The sequence below is a fragment of the Nitrospira marina genome (assembly GCF_059568365.1).
The window spans coordinates 3748353-3762573 of sequence record NZ_JCANTH010000001.1 but is presented as its reverse complement, the minus strand read 5'-3'; the positions used below and the strand labels follow the sequence as shown (position 1 = coordinate 3762573).

14 protein-coding genes are annotated in these 14221 nt (G+C 49.7%); 8 read left to right on the top strand and 6 right to left on the bottom strand.

The annotated features are described in order from the left end of the window. Positions 1-231: 231 nt before the first annotated feature. Both LX98_RS16100 and LX98_RS16095 read left to right on the top strand, forming a co-directional pair. Positions 232-1707: an alginate export family protein gene (locus LX98_RS16100; RefSeq protein ID WP_496429867.1), complete on the top strand. Its 1476-nt coding sequence runs from the start codon at positions 232-234 to the stop codon at positions 1705-1707. A 567-nt stretch (positions 1708-2274) separates the two neighbouring features. After that, positions 2275-3093 carry a DUF3047 domain-containing protein gene (locus LX98_RS16095; protein WP_496429866.1) on the top strand — a complete coding sequence of 273 codons (819 nt, stop codon included), beginning with the start codon at positions 2275-2277 and terminating at the stop codon, positions 3091-3093. 174 nt (positions 3094-3267) lie between these two features. Here LX98_RS16095 and LX98_RS16090 read toward each other — a convergent pair whose 3' ends face one another. Then, entirely contained in the window at positions 3268-4365 is a 1098-nt protein-coding gene (locus LX98_RS16090) for a hypothetical protein (protein ID WP_496429865.1), read from the bottom strand. A gap of 357 nt (positions 4366-4722) precedes the next feature. Here LX98_RS16090 and LX98_RS16085 point away from each other — a divergent pair, with 357 nt between their 5' ends. Both LX98_RS16085 and LX98_RS16080 read left to right on the top strand, forming a co-directional pair. Continuing rightward, positions 4723-5493: a hypothetical protein gene (locus tag LX98_RS16085; RefSeq protein WP_496429864.1), complete on the top strand. Its 771-nt coding sequence runs from the start codon at positions 4723-4725 to the stop codon at positions 5491-5493. 4 nt (positions 5494-5497) lie between these two features. Next, positions 5498-6190 carry a hypothetical protein gene (locus LX98_RS16080; protein WP_496429863.1) on the top strand — a complete coding sequence of 231 codons (693 nt, stop codon included), beginning with the start codon at positions 5498-5500 and terminating at the stop codon, positions 6188-6190. A 13-nt stretch (positions 6191-6203) separates the two neighbouring features. Here the strand turns inward: LX98_RS16080 and LX98_RS16075 are convergent, their stop codons facing one another. The 3 genes from LX98_RS16075 to LX98_RS16065 all read right to left on the bottom strand — a co-directional run bounded on the left by LX98_RS16075 (position 6204) and on the right by LX98_RS16065 (position 9201). Next, positions 6204-6701: a YajQ family cyclic di-GMP-binding protein gene (locus LX98_RS16075; protein ID WP_312646352.1), complete on the bottom strand. Its 498-nt coding sequence runs from the start codon at positions 6699-6701 to the stop codon at positions 6204-6206. A gap of 36 nt (positions 6702-6737) precedes the next feature. Beyond that, positions 6738-8687 (bottom strand): carbon starvation CstA family protein, encoded by a 1950-nt coding sequence (locus LX98_RS16070; RefSeq protein ID WP_496429862.1) that lies wholly within the window; start codon positions 8685-8687, stop codon positions 6738-6740. A 73-nt stretch (positions 8688-8760) separates the two neighbouring features. Further along, entirely contained in the window at positions 8761-9201 is a 441-nt protein-coding gene (locus LX98_RS16065; RefSeq protein ID WP_312744245.1) for a PGPGW domain-containing protein, read from the bottom strand. A gap of 145 nt (positions 9202-9346) precedes the next feature. Between LX98_RS16065 and LX98_RS16060 the strand changes: the two genes are divergently transcribed. After that, entirely contained in the window at positions 9347-9838 is a 492-nt protein-coding gene (locus LX98_RS16060; protein WP_496430620.1) for an EVE domain-containing protein, read from the top strand. A 54-nt stretch (positions 9839-9892) separates the two neighbouring features. Here the strand turns inward: LX98_RS16060 and LX98_RS16055 are convergent, their stop codons facing one another. Together LX98_RS16055 and LX98_RS16050 are read right to left on the bottom strand one after the other, a co-directional pair. Beyond that, positions 9893-10180: a YciI family protein gene (locus tag LX98_RS16055; RefSeq protein WP_496429861.1), complete on the bottom strand. Its 288-nt coding sequence runs from the start codon at positions 10178-10180 to the stop codon at positions 9893-9895. Positions 10181-10343: 163 nt separating this feature from the next. Next, positions 10344-10760, bottom strand: coding sequence for a DUF2203 family protein (locus LX98_RS16050; protein WP_496429860.1), 417 nt, complete (start codon positions 10758-10760; stop codon positions 10344-10346). 508 nt (positions 10761-11268) lie between these two features. On the opposite strand from LX98_RS16050, the gene rho reads away from it, so the two are divergent. The 3 genes from rho to prfA all read left to right on the top strand — a co-directional run bounded on the left by rho (position 11269) and on the right by prfA (position 14162). After that, positions 11269-12519 (top strand): transcription termination factor Rho, encoded by a 1251-nt coding sequence (rho, locus tag LX98_RS16045; RefSeq protein ID WP_312646358.1) that lies wholly within the window; start codon positions 11269-11271, stop codon positions 12517-12519. 75 nt (positions 12520-12594) lie between these two features. Then, positions 12595-12816, top strand: coding sequence for a 50S ribosomal protein L31 (rpmE, locus tag LX98_RS16040; RefSeq protein WP_496429859.1), 222 nt, complete (start codon positions 12595-12597; stop codon positions 12814-12816). Between the two features lie 275 nt (positions 12817-13091). Continuing rightward, a complete protein-coding gene (gene prfA / locus LX98_RS16035) occupies positions 13092-14162 on the top strand; it encodes a peptide chain release factor 1 (protein ID WP_496429858.1) in 1071 nt (356 codons plus the stop codon). Positions 14163-14221 lie beyond the last annotated feature (59 nt).

Sequence of the window (14221 nt, the reverse complement as noted above, 5' to 3'; positions counted from 1 at the left end):
TGGATGAAAACCATTTCACAACACAACCTATATGGAAATCAATAAAAAAGAATTTCGAAGAACCTAGTTGGTGCAGACGTATAATGGAAAAAGCAGACCGATGCATAATATGGCCAGAATCTCATAATCAACTAAGAAGGGGATGAGTGAGTTGATTAGCTTAATTCATAAAGTTGGGGTAAGACCTTGGACATCGAGTCCATGAGCGTTTTTCCGAATAGGAGGCGTGCGATGAGGACTTTTAGCCGAACCTTTACCAGGTTGACAGTAGCGGCTTTGATTGTCGCCATGTCTGCAGCACCAGGGTTGGCCGCCAAGACCACTCCGGCGACCGACAAAAACACCAACGTGCCGGCGGTGCCACGGGCCATTCCCGATTTGGTGCCCTATGGCCAGTTTGATCCACCCAAAGGGGTGTTTGATCCCAGCAAGCTCACGATTTCCGGCGACATGCGTGTCCGGCCGGAGTTCCGGACGAATGGGAATTTTGAAACCATCAATGGTGGTGGAAAAAATTCCTTCTTTACCCAACAGTTGATCCGGTTAGGGTTTAACTACGACCTTTCCCCCGATGTGGTGTTTTTCCTCCAACCTCAGGTGTCCAATAATTTTGGTGCGATGCCGAACCCATCGAATGTGAGCGGGGCCGGGAATCCCAATAGCACCGATGCGGATCTGTTTCTTCGCCAAGGGTTCATGTTGGTCAGAAATTTCTTAATGCCAAATTTGACATTGAAAGCTGGTCGACAACTCATGGTGTGGGGCAACCACCGGATCTTCGGTCACTTTGACTGGAACAATGTCGGGTTTGCCTTCGATGGTGTGACGATGCGATACAACCATGCTACCGTGCCGGTGGAATTGGGCTGGTTGCGAGTGGCAGAAGGCAATTGCGTGCAAAATGCAGGCGGATGTTCAACCGGGAAGGCCAGTCAGGGTGATGGCGACATTCTGTTCTTACGTCTGCCGATGAAGTTCGGGTCTGTCGCAATCGAACCCGCCTATATCTATGAAGACGGTGGTTCAACCACGGGAGCCGGTTCACCGGCCTTCGGTACCGGTGGACAGCAATCTAATCAGGAACGAAGCACCGTCGGTGGCCGTGTTGCGTTCAAGCAGGGAATGTTTGATCTTACGGGAGAAGGCTATTGGCAATTTGGCGAAATCGGACCTGTCGGCGGAGCGAGTGAGACTCGCATCAATGCGTTGGCCGGGCATCTGGACGGTGGTATTACCTTACCGGTTCCCATGCAACCCCGGATCGGTGCGGAAATCAACTACGCCACCGGCAGCAGCAACAAGGATGGTGGCCATACCTTCAGCCAATTGTTCCCGACGAACCACATTCATTTCGGGTACATGGACTTGATGTCCTGGCAAAATATGTTGACTTATGGTGGAAACTTGCAACTGCGTCCGACGCCGGAAAGCCATTTCGAAATTGCCGGGCATATCATGCGGTTGGCGAACAAGAGGGACAACTGGTACACGGCTTCTCAGGCCACCTTCTTTAGCACTCCTGCAGGCAACGACGAAAAATCTCTTGGTGGTGAAATTGATGTGGTGTACACCTTGTTCTTCCAAAATAATAAGGTGGGATGGCAAGTGGGTTACGGCCACTTCTTCACCGGGGATTATTTGAAGAAGAACGGGTTTGGCACGGCTGATCAGAACTGGGGCTACACCCAACTCTGGATCAACTTCTAAGATTACTATTTTTTAACAAAGGGGACATAACCCTCCCCGTTATCCTGAGCGCCCCGGTTGGTATTCCCAGCCGGGGCGTTTTTTTTCTTTGCCCTCGCTTGGTGGCTGACAGGGTCTGGTTTCTATCAGGCAGCCGAAGTCTTTTCTCTCGGAAAGAAAACCAAAAATTATTATCACTCAGATCCAGTTCCGGCCTTTATTCTTAACTATCCAACCATTGAGAATCATTGGGGCCGATAGGTGTTGTTTTGGCCGCAATTACCCTCCAGGGGTTTGATCACCTTTTGGGGGAACGCGTTCTCTCACAGTCAAAACCCGGTCGGTCTTACCTTCCCGTGTTTGAGCCTTCTGTTTCATCTCAAATTCTGTTTCTTTGCCAGATTCGTGGGACAGTATTCTGTGTCACAAGATCTCGTTATCCCGGTGACACCCCGCCATCTGATTTTATAAGTCTTTGAAAGTTTTGAGATATATTGTGTTCTTTCTCACTGGCATTAGGCTTGTATTCATCAGGAATGTGAAAGAACCCCTTCTTTCCACAATTTTATCGGAAAGGCCTATCACACAATGCCAATTAAAAAAAATTCTTTGACCTTCCTTCTTGGAGGAGTGGGTGTTTTGGGCTGTGCTATTTTTGGGATGGTACCGCCGACTTTTGGTGCCACGACGCCCATTCCCTCTTTATATGAACCGACATCATTGTCCCGTTTGGAAACTTTGCCTCATAGTTGGTCTATGAAAGTGTGGGAAGGGATCGGACAGGTTCAGGTGGTGCAGGAAGATCATGAAAAAGTCTTGCGTCTTGAAACCGAGCAGGGATGTATTAGTCTGTTCCGTTCATTAACGATAAATCTTGAAGCCAATCCTGTCGTTTCCTGGGAATGGAGCGTACTCACGCTGCCTACCGCCGCAGCGAGTAGCCAATCTTCACGAGACAATCTCGGGGCCGCCTTACACTTGGTATTTTCATCCAGGGAGGCGCCAAGCAGGAAAACCATTCTTGGATATATTTGGGACAATGTTCGTCCGGTCGGGACAATCTTTGTGAGGCCCAAGGATCCGTCAGTTCATTATGTGGTCGTGCGCAGCGGGCCTTCTCAGCTAGGAAGGTGGTTAACAGAAGAGCGGAATGTGCTGGCCGATTATCGCAGTATCTATGGAGAGGAACCCTCAATTTTAGAGGGCATGTCCTTAGTGGTGGAATCGGATCAGCCAGGGTCGAAAGCTGCCAGTCTATTCGGCCCAATCGCCTTTCATTCCGAGTTCAAGGTAGCCAGGGAGATACAGGATCAGGGAGATGAGCCGTCTCAGGGGACTTCGAAGAATAAACTGCTTGGGGCTCTTCTGATGTATTTGGGATTGAAGCACTCACAAGGGACCAACTAATGTCCCTTGATCATTCATATGACATTTCACCCCGGTCTTCCTGTCCACTGGATGTTTTTACGGGTTTAAAAATGTGTTTTACCCCACCACCCATGTATAAATCGGTTGTATCCCTCAAATAGGTTACCGAGGCTGGGATTCAAAATTTTTGGGGAACGAGTGCTGGCGTGCTGGCTACCTGGAGGATGGTTTTCTAGTAGGTCCTGGTTGAATTTCAGCGCGGATGGTATGGGTTCCAGGCGGAAGGCCTTCAGAGAGGATGATTCCGATGATCAACTCACCTTGGATGTGTTCGGTCACTTGACCCAATCGTCCCCGTATTTCTGCGGTGCGCTTTTCACCCGGCTTGAATGATCCTAGAGGGACGGGAAGAGGGGCTACCCGTTTAAAAGCCTCAACCAAGGTCGGGGTCCCCCGTAACTCCACATAAGCCGATGGAATGGATGTTTCGCTGGCATTGGTCGTTTCAATTAAAAGGATGATGGCCTCTCCGCCCTCTAACACCAAATTGCGGTTGGCATCAATTAATTTGGTTCTAAATTGAACCGATGGGCTTGCAACGGGTGGGGCCGTGGGCTGTACGCCTACAGCCGGACCTTGAAGAGCCGGGGCAGGGGAACCTGGTTGCGGGGCGACAGGTTGCTGACCGGTATTGAGTTGGACCAATTGGGGGAGAACCCCTATCATCTGTTTAGCCAGAGTTTCAGCGGCGTCTTCTACTGTTCCGTCAATTTGACCGGTGTGGCAGGAGACGGATTGGCTTGTGAGTTCCGGAACCCATAGCCTAACTTTCTGGTGGTAGTTCAGGGGGCTCTGGGCAAGGGAGGTGCCGTTCGCATCTTCATAGACGGCGTGGAGTTTCAGATCTACAAAGACATCGTACCGATCTTCTTGTCCCGAACGGGTTACTGGATCAAATCCAAATTGCTGGAGACTCAGAACGATTCGATAGCCATCGGGAGAAACGCCTTGCGCCTCTCCGACGGGGGGTTCGGCTCTCACGCCACTGAAGCGGTCTTGGCCGACCTGGAGAAAAGTTTTGGATATGATTTCGCCGACTGGAATAGTATAAGGCAACCCACACCCGCCCACAGTCTGAGTATAGGTCAGAAGATTGGGCGCAAAGGCGTAAGTGATCGTGACAGGAATTCTTGGTTCGTGATTATCTTCGTGAGTCAGGCGGGGAATGGAGACTTTGTCGCAGGCGGGAAGAAAGGACAGGACAACCACAAGTAAGACGTAATGAAAAATTCTTTTAAGCAGTGGGGACACCGCCTTACCCTACCCCAAGATCCTGAAAGATGGCAACTGGATCCCGCGTTTTTCCAGAGTCTTTCTTCTTGCTTGGGCAGGTCCGAATCTTAGGCGGGTATCCCGTCCGCAAGATAAACAAAAAATCGTCTTCGAGTAAAAGCCAGTGAAAACCATGGGGAGACAGAGAGGAAGGTCCTGGGAATCATATGCCGGAATGAATTTGAGAGGGACAATGGATCTCGGCCCTCGGCTTGTCGCCTTTTTGCCAATAACAACTTCACGGTTCCTTCCTTCTTCTTGACGAGGCTCGATTAAAGGGAAGAGAATTTGACATTAAGACGGCCATTTTTTCCCTTAACCAATGGAGGCTTCATTATGTGGCGTCACATCTGGTTGATTGTCGGGTTCCTCTCTGCTTTTTCTTTCCTTGGCTGTTCGTTGGATAACACTCCTAAACGGTTGCCGGCTTACCTGCCCCAACCCTCCCATCTGTCAGGCGGGGACGGTGCAACAATTGCGCTTCCAGCGGAAGGAGTGACCGCCGCCTTGGTTGTTCTGAACGATTCGGGATTTGAAAAATCAGCTCCTGAACTTCGCCGAGGGACGTTGGAAAATCTTGGGGAACATCTGAAAACGGAACTTCAAAAACAATTACCGATTCAAATTCATTCCGTGGTGTATCCGGATGATGTGAAACCCAAGGGCTCCGTGGACCCATTCATCCAATTGGGCAAGGAGCAAAACGTGCCCTATCTGGTGTTGGCGGTATTATCCAGCACCGAGTATGAGGTCTTTGATCGTTTTCCAATGGGCGGGTTGCAGCAGCCGACAGGTATGCGGGGTGGGGGAATGCCAGGGTACCGTGCGGAAAATTATGCGCGCCTGGAACTCGCGTTGCTGGATGCCCGGACAGGGCAACCGGTAGCCTCCACGGATGGTCAAGCGTGGGCGACCCTGGAACGGCTGGTTGTCCCGCTTGAATCTAATATCTATCCGGTCGTCCGGCGGGCTCAGACCCAACCTCCCATTTATCCCAATTCAGAGGGTGAGGAGTATGAGACGCTTCGATGGGTTTCCGGGAAGGATGCCATTGCCCAGGCGGTGATGCATTTTGAAATATTATGGAGAAAGAATCAGGCAGCCTAATCCGATGACCCTTTCAACACTATCATTGTTTACGTGGGTGTTGGTTTCTATGCTGGCGGGGTGTGGGGCAGGTCCCACACCTCGTCTGATGGATCTTGTCGGAAAGGAGGCATTTCCATCACAGGAATTATCTCACAGGAACGGCGAGTTGCCCCGGGTGCCTACCATTGGTCTGGTCGTGCATGCAGATGCCACGGCGCAGAATGCCGCTCCGGTGATCATTGCCGAGTATCTTGAGACCCTTTCTCGACGCACCGAAGATTTTCTCAGACAGCGTTGTTCCTTTCAGAACGTTATGACTGTTCCACGTTTGTCTCAGCCGGTAAACTTTTCCCAAGAATTGAAAGTCCAAGGCCAACACTTACACGTTCCTTATGAAATTGTCGTGGTGTTCTCAAGTCGTGAGAAGACCGGTCCCGTAAAAATTGGAGAAGCGACGATGATGAATCAAATGGGCGGGATGGTCATTGAAAATTCAGCATTAGTTGAGCTGGGTATTCTTCGCCTATCGGATTTTCAAATGGTCTACTGGACACAGGGGTGGGGATCTGAAAGTTTGGAGCAACTGGATGTTCCGATTGGGAAAAACCAGCCGACTGCCAAAGAGGCGCGGGACATATTAAGAGCCCAAGCCGGGCAACAGGCTCTCGACCGGGCACTGGAACACGTAGGGGCCGAATGTGAGCCTGCGGTGTGACCACGATTGTCTATTACCGATAGTTTTCAAATTGCAGATCGAGTCCGAAGTCCTGTTCTTTGAGATGTTTCATGACGGCTTGCAACTCGTCTTTGCTTTTGCTTTGCACCCTGACTTGTTCCCCTTGAATTTGTCCCTGGGCCTTAAATTTGGCCTCTTTGATCGATTTCGTGATGGCTTTAGCCTTGTCTTCGGGAAGCCCGCTCTGAATGGTAATGGTTTGGCGTACGGTTCCGCCTAAAGCTTCTTCGACTTTTCCATACGTCAGCCCTTTCAAGGACACATTTCGTTTGACGCATTTGGACTTGAGGATATCCAGTACCGCGTTGAGTTTGTAGTCATCATCCGAAATCACCACTAATTGTTTGTCCTTCTCTTTTAACGTCAATTCGGTTTTGGATCCTTTGAAATCAAAGCGTTGTCCGACTTCTTTTTCTGTTTGATCCACCACATTTTTCATTTCCTGCATGTCGATGCGAGAAATGACGTCGAAGGAATAATTGTCCGCCATAAGCCTCCTTTCAAGTTGTTGTGACTGGCCCCCTGATTAGCAGCACCGTCCTGCGGGAAGTTGAATGCCTTCGCCTTCGATCACTTCGGTGCTGTTCAGTGGGTGTTTATGTATAAGATACCCGTACCATTTTCTGGCGCTATCTGTGAGGACAATGAGTGCGAGTATGGCCACCAGGCCCACGAGGGAGGCATTGATGGCCATGGTCAGGCTTTGCGATCCGTCTGTTGAGAGCGCCCGACTGATAAAGATCACCAGGAGTTCATAGCATCCGGCCAGCGTGATCACGCCAACAAACACCATCGGGATCACCGTCACCCACAGATAAGAGGTTTTGTTCATCTTGATGAGCACGGTCGTGGCAATACAGAGCGCGAGCATGCCAAGTAATTGATTGGCTGCCCCAAACATGGGCCAGATGGTCGCAATAGATCCGGTGCCAATGAGATATCCCCACGCTCCAACGACGAACAGACTGGCGCCCAATACCCCGGGCCACCAATTGATCTGTTTGAGCGGGGTGTAGAATCGTCCCCCTAATTCCTGAACCAGATACCGGGCGACCCGTGTCCCAGCATCAATGGTGGTCAAAATGAACAGGGCTTCGAACAAGAGCGCGAATTGATACCAGTACGCCATGAGCCCGGACATCCCCGGCAAGCTTGAAAAAATCGAGGCCATGCCAACGGCCAGGGATACCGCACCTCCCGGACGGCCCGATACATCGACCTCAACAAGCGTGGAGAGTTCCGTAATGTGGGCGGTTGGAAATCCCATAGTTTGCAGGGTGTCTGCGGACAGGCTGGTGTTGATGGCAAAATAATCGCCGGGAACGAGAAGGCAGGCGGCGATGAGCGCCACTACTCCCACGAAGCTTTCCAAAAGCATGGCACCGTAGCCGACGATGGCCTGAGATTCCCGACTAATCAGCTTGGGCGTCGTTCCTGATGAGACCAGGGAATGAAAGCCGGAAATAGCCCCACAGGCAATGGTGATAAAGAGAAACGGAAACAGCGTTCCTGGAATGATCGGTCCATTGCCCGCCGTAAATATGGTGGTGCGAGGCATCTCAATAGTGGGCGCGAGCACTATGACCCCGACGGCCAGAAGGGCAATTACACCCAATTTCATAAATGTTGAGAGATAATCCCGTGGCACTAATAACATCCAAACGGGAAGGACTGAGGCAAGAAATCCATATGCCGCAAGGCTCCATGTGAGCGTGGTGCGATCCCATAAAAACCATTCAGCCCATTCTGATTGTGCCACGGTTCGGCCGACAAGAATGGCCACTATCAAGAGTCCTAACCCGATCAGCGTCATTTCCCCGACTTGTCCCTGGCGAAATTTTTGAAGGTAGAGTCCCATGAGCAGGGCGATGGGAATGGTCATGACGATGGTAAAAGTGCCCCAGGCATTGTGATAAAGCGCATTTACGACCGCCAGGCCTAATCCGGCTAGCGCGACGACCACGATAAAGAGCACGGCAATCGCCGTGGCCATCCCGGTGATGGGACCTAATTCAGCATGGGCGATCTCCGGAAGTGAACGGCCATTTCGCCTCATGGAGGCCACAAGGATAATAAAATCCTGCACGGCGCCTGCCAGAACCGCGCCAATGACAATCCATAAAAACCCAGGGAGGAAGCCAAATTGTGCTGCCAAGACGGGACCGAGTAATGGGCCGGCTCCGGCGATAGCCGCAAAATGGTGGCCGAAGAGAATGTATTTGTTGGCGGGATAGAAATTGGTGCCGTCCTCCAGCCGGTGGGCGGGAGTGCGACGTCGATCGTCCAGATTCATGACTCGCTGTGCCAAAAATCGGCCATAGAACCGGTAGGCCAACACGTAGAAACATGCGGCGGCGACCACGAGCCAGAGTCCGTTCACTTTTTCGTGAGGATTGACTAGGCCTACGACATGGCCGAAGGCCACGGCACAGAGTCCGGCGAGTCCTAGCCATCCGAGCTTGTTCCATACAGACATGCGGGCCATCCTATCAATGGGAGAAAAGGGTGTAAACGGGTGTTGACTGGGGGAGGTTCAGGTGGACGTGTAATTAGGTCGGGGTGTTTTCATGAAATACAAACGGCAGTTTGCCTGCTTTTTCCCGCATGGCGTTGATGGCGTTAAGAATCTGGGGTTGCCGAATGAGTTTTTGTTCGACACGGTGTTTTCCCGGAAAATCCAGAAACAAGATACCCAGAACCATTGTAAGGATACCTTGTCCTGGTAAAACCAGCATGGCAATTCCGGCTACCAGAAAAATGAGTCCCAGGCCGTTTTTCAACATCAACCCAATGGCGCGAATAATTGGATGATGATTGGCAAACCACTTGCGGTGGCCATGATTGTCGAAGTAATCAGGTGGCAGACGAATTAACATAGCAGGGATCGCAATAAGGGTTCCGACAAACGCAATCAGGGAAAGAGTGATCATGCCGACCCAGATTTCCCTGGGAACCCAAGACTCGGCAAATTGAATTAATTGATCAATCATGGTTGGTCATGATGCTTTAATATGACCTATTCACGCGTGCAGGCGTGGGAAAAGGGTCCAATTGTACTCTGAAAAATATACACTTTATAATTGGTTAAGGTGTTTGTGTTTTTAAAGCCAGTGGCCAAAAATTGAGTGAGGCATGATGGTACAGTATTGGTTGTTTAAATCAGAGCCGACAACATTTTCCATTGATGATCTGGTTCACTCTCCCCGTAAGACTACATGTTGGGAAGGCGTACGTAATTACCAGGCTAGGAATTTCCTTAAATCCATGAATGTTGGGGATTTGGGATTTTTTTACCATAGCAATACGGACCCTCTAGCTATAGTTGGAATCGTTAAAGTGGTTAAGGCTGCTTATCCCGACTCTTTTGCTTTCGATTCAAGGAGCCGATATTTCGATCCGCGTAGTGCTCCGGATTCGCCCCGTTGGTTCCTTGTCGATGTCCAGTTCGTCAAAAAGTTTCCTCAGGCTTTGCATTTGGATCAGTTGCGGGCCATTAAGGGATTAGAAAAAATGGAACTGCTTCGTAAGGGTTCCAGGCTCTCGATTCAACCGGTGCGTCCGGATGAATGGCAACGGGTGTTGGATTTTGCTCAAAATAATACAAAACATTCGTCCACTCCAAAGTAAACCACCAAAATTGTCCCAAGCGTTGGGCACATTCTTTTTCCACTTTCTTCCTGGTTAAAGTGAAAGATTTACCTTGGGAAACACCTGTAAAAACGGGTGAATGGTGACTTCCTGAAAAACCCCATGAAGGGCATAGGGATCATTCTTGGCAAATGCTTCGACTTCTTCGAGTGATTCCGCTTCAACCACGATTAAACTCCCTATTTTATCGGTCAGAGGCCCAGCCAAAATAACTTTGCCTTGTTGCGCCCACGCCTCAAGCCGTTTGAGGTGGGCTTCTCGATAGAGGGGGCGTTTTTGTGCGCCGTCGGGACCATCTTTACCGAAAATTACGAATTTCATTCTTTTTCCTCGTTCCTTTTCCGAAGTCGAATCAATGGCCTTTCTTCGACAACGGGCATGACTGCTCCATCATATCAGAAGGCAGTCGTATGGACATGTTGCGTCGGAAGCTTCGGTTGGCCGGAGAATGTGATGGAAACGAATAGGCGAATGTGCGGCAGGTCTAGGGATTCAGGTCTTCTAAAGGTTGTCTGTTCGCATACCCGCTGTCAATATCGTGCCACCAGCGAACCTGTTTTTCTCCGGATTTCCAACATAAAAATACCAGACGGTCATCAAGCAAAAATGGGAAATCACATAATCCAATTTCGACATCTTTGATCACCACGCCGAGTTCCTGAATGGCATGCAGGCTGCCATTGATGTCTTGTAACCCTTTGATATATTGGACGCCCATGACCGTTCCTCCTCCAGAGGATGCCTGGGCGCTGGCTTTTTTGACTTCTTCCCTCGTGTCCATAAGTATTTGGCGTCCTGCCTTAATATTGTCCCAAAATTGTTCCAGCTCGGGGATTAGTCCGTTGGCTTCGGAGAGGGTGAAAATCCGTTCACTGGAAAAGGGAAAACCTGAATCAGACATGGGAGAGGACCCTTCCTTGTTGACTTTCAATTACCATTATGATGGTTTAACATAATAAGATTAAGGGTGCCAACCACAAGAGAGTGGATTAACTTTTCGATGATTGGTTTGGGCAAAAATTTGAGTTTCATGTCGCAACTTCCGAAAGGAGCCTATTGACAAGTTGTTCATTAGTGAGATAAATAATTACTTAAGACCTGCCCATTTGATAGCAAAATCCATTTCCGCCAATTAACTTCTCGGACTTCACGTATTATTTCAAATCGTAGATAGGACAACACGGTGGTTTTGACAAGTGTGGTTCTTCAGTTTCTCTAAACATTCTTCCTAAAACACACAATACCGGTCTAAATCTTTTAACTTTATTAAAGTCTGGTGCGGTTCCCTTTTCGGGAATCGCCAAAATTCGCAGCGCATAACCCAGATGAAAATGTTCGTACCCTTTCCACCCCTCGTAACAGGCTAAGCCCACGAGAAAACCCTTCCGGCCAATGAATGGAGTAACCTAATGTATCTTGCCGAATTGAAGCAAAAGTCCATTGGAGAATTAAATGAAATCGCGCGTGATCTCAAAATTGATGGCGCGCCGAATTTGCGCAAGCAAGAGCTGATTTTCTCTATTCTTCAAGGGCAGAGCGACAAGAACGGAGTCATTTTCGGAGAGGGGGTCCTGGAGACTCTATCAGATGGATTTGGATTTCTCCGGGCCCCGGATTCCAACTACCTACCAGGACCCGATGATATTTACATTTCTCCGTCTCAAATTCGACGATTTAATTTGCGAACCGGTGATATTGTCTCCGGGCAGATTCGTCCACCGAAGGACGGAGAGCGGTATTTCGCGCTCTTGAAAGTCGAAAAAATTAATTATGATGAGCCTGAGGTGCAGCGGGATAAAATTCTGTTTGATAATCTCACTCCGCTGTATCCTGAAGAGCGGATCAACCTGGAATTTGATCCTGAAGAGTATTGCACGAGAGTGATGGAGCTCACGACGCCCATTGGCAAAGGGCAACGGGGATTGATCGTGGCGGCTCCCAGAACGGGAAAGACCATGCTCTTGCAGGCGGTGGCGCGGGCCATTATCGCGAATCATCCGGAAATTGTCTTAATTGTCCTTCTTATTGATGAACGACCAGAAGAAGTCACCGATTGGCAGCGCCAAGTCAAAGCCGCCGAAGTCATTAGCTCCACCTTTGATGAGCCTCCTCAGCGGCATGCCCAAGTGGCAGAGATTGTCATGGAAAAAGCCAAGCGGTTGGTCGAACATAAACGGGATGTGGTGATTTTGTTGGACAGTGTAACTCGATTGGCGCGTGCCTATAATACAATTTCCCCTCCCAGTGGGAAGGTGTTATCCGGAGGTTTGGATTCCAATGCCCTGCAACGACCGAAGCGGTTTTTTGGTGCTGCCAGAAATATTGAATTTGGTGGAAGTTTGACGATTCTGGCCACCGCATTGGTTGATACCGGAAGTCGAATGGACGATGTTATTTTTGAAGAGTTTAAGGGCACGGGCAATATGGAAGTGCACTTGGATCGTCGGTTAGCGGATAAGCGGCTTTTCCCGGCCATCGATATCAGTCAATCCGGCACGAGGAAAGAAGAGTTGCTGGTCGATCGCGACCGTCTGAACAAAATGTGGATTCTCCGAAAGGTGTTAAGCCCTCTCGGGACCATGGAGGCGATGGAATTTCTCATGGATAAAATCGGCGGAACCAAGAGTAATAATGAGTTCTTGCAATCTATGAATCGATAATTCACAATAGAGGTTTGGCATGAGGGCTTTTCATATTTAGCTGTTGAATCGAGAGATGGCGTTGAAGGAGGTAGTATGAAAAAGGGCATTCACCCGGCTTATGAATTTGCAAATGTGAGTTGTGCGTGCGGTATGACCTATCAAACCCGGACGACTGTGGGAGACTTAAAGGTCGATATCTGTTCCAGTTGCCATCCGTTTTTCACGGGTACTCAGAAAATTGTGGATGCCGAAGGACGGGTGGAACGTTTCAATAAAAAATACGCCAAAACGGCGAAGCCCAAAGTCAAAGCGTAAAGACCGTTTTCGCTTTCTTCTCCATTGTCCTGCCTAAACAATCCCCAGGGGATGATGTCTGTGCATGGTGCCGAAGCAGTCCTGGCTGTTGTTTTTCTCGATTTGCGGTCAAGAAGACCAGGTTTCCCAGCAGCGGCTCCTCTTGTTGACGCGGTTCCCCTCCGTTCAATCCCCTCTTTCTATGAAAATTTTTGAAAAGGATAGCGGGCATGGTTGTCCAGGAAGGGTACATGTCGTGTTATTTAATTTCCTGTTAAACTAGATCTATGCCACCAATGACTAAGACAGAGCTCAAAGAGGGCGGTTTATTCAGCAAATGGGAGGCCATTGCGAATAAATATGACACGCTCAACGATCAGTTGTCAGATCCTGCCGTCTTGTCTCAACCGACCCTTCTGGTTGCGCTCAATAAAGAGCGATCAGAGATAGAGCCCATTGCGCAGTTGTTTGGCGGGTACCGGAGGGTAGTCGAAGAGATTGCCCAGACTCGCCTGATGACAGAAGATCTGCAATTAGATCCCGACATGCGCCGGTTGGCCGGTGAAGAATTGGAAAGCCTGGAAAGTCAACGTGAGGCCATGGAATCCCAAGTCGTTGAATTGCTCTGCCCGGCTGATGAAGGCGATAATAAAAATTCGTTCATTGAAATTCGCGCTGGGACGGGTGGAAGTGAGGCCGCACTCTTTGCCGGCGATCTCCTTCGAATGTACACGAAGTTTGCCGAGGCTAAGGGGTTACGGGTCGAATTAATGGAATTTCAGGAGACCGGTCTTGGTGGGGTCAAAGAGGCGGTTTTGCTGGTTGAAGGCAAGGGAGCCTTTGGAAATTTTAAGTATGAAAGTGGAGTGCACCGGGTGCAGCGGGTTCCGACGACAGAGGCTAATGGACGAATTCATACATCCACGGCTACGGTTGCGGTGATGCCTGAGGTTGAAGAGGTGGAGGTGCATATTGATCCGAAAGATTTACGGATTGACACCTATTGTTCATCAGGAGCTGGTGGACAGAGTGTGAATACGACCTATTCTGCGATCCGGATTACGCATATTCCGACAGGAGTGGTCGTGACATGTCAGGACGAGCGATCCCAACTAAAAAATCGAACGAAGGCCATGCGAACCCTTCGTACACGAATCGGTGATGCCGAGCGTGAAAAACAGGAAGCCTCTATTGCGCAACAACGCCGTTCCCAAGTCGGGACAGGGGAGCGGAGTGAAAAAATCCGCACGTATAATTTTCCACAAAATCGCGTGACCGACCATCGAATCGGGCTGACGTTGCACAAATTGGATCGAGTGATGGAAGGCGATCTTGACGGGTTAATCGCGGGCCTCAAAGCCCAATGATGTCTTTCGTGTAGCGCCAGTCCGTCTCTTTCAACGGTGCAACGCGCATGTGCTTTGTG

Coding starts and splice junctions, on each gene's coding strand:
- LX98_RS16100 (WP_496429867.1), top strand. CDS start 232: ATGAGGACTTTTAGCCGAACCTTTACCAGGTTGACAGTAGCGGCTTTG.
- LX98_RS16095 (WP_496429866.1), top strand. CDS start 2,275: ATGCCAATTAAAAAAAATTCTTTGACCTTCCTTCTTGGAGGAGTGGGT.
- LX98_RS16085 (WP_496429864.1), top strand. CDS start 4,723: ATGTGGCGTCACATCTGGTTGATTGTCGGGTTCCTCTCTGCTTTTTCT.
- LX98_RS16080 (WP_496429863.1), top strand. CDS start 5,498: ATGACCCTTTCAACACTATCATTGTTTACGTGGGTGTTGGTTTCTATG.
- LX98_RS16075 (WP_312646352.1), bottom strand. CDS start 6,701: ATGGCGGACAATTATTCCTTCGACGTCATTTCTCGCATCGACATGCAG.
- LX98_RS16070 (WP_496429862.1), bottom strand. CDS start 8,687: ATGTCTGTATGGAACAAGCTCGGATGGCTAGGACTCGCCGGACTCTGT.
- LX98_RS16065 (WP_312744245.1), bottom strand. CDS start 9,201: ATGATTGATCAATTAATTCAATTTGCCGAGTCTTGGGTTCCCAGGGAA.
- LX98_RS16060 (WP_496430620.1), top strand. CDS start 9,347: ATGGTACAGTATTGGTTGTTTAAATCAGAGCCGACAACATTTTCCATT.
- LX98_RS16055 (WP_496429861.1), bottom strand. CDS start 10,180: ATGAAATTCGTAATTTTCGGTAAAGATGGTCCCGACGGCGCACAAAAA.
- LX98_RS16050 (WP_496429860.1), bottom strand. CDS start 10,760: ATGTCTGATTCAGGTTTTCCCTTTTCCAGTGAACGGATTTTCACCCTC.
- rho (WP_312646358.1), top strand. CDS start 11,269: ATGTATCTTGCCGAATTGAAGCAAAAGTCCATTGGAGAATTAAATGAA.
- rpmE (WP_496429859.1), top strand. CDS start 12,595: ATGAAAAAGGGCATTCACCCGGCTTATGAATTTGCAAATGTGAGTTGT.
- prfA (WP_496429858.1), top strand. CDS start 13,092: ATGACTAAGACAGAGCTCAAAGAGGGCGGTTTATTCAGCAAATGGGAG.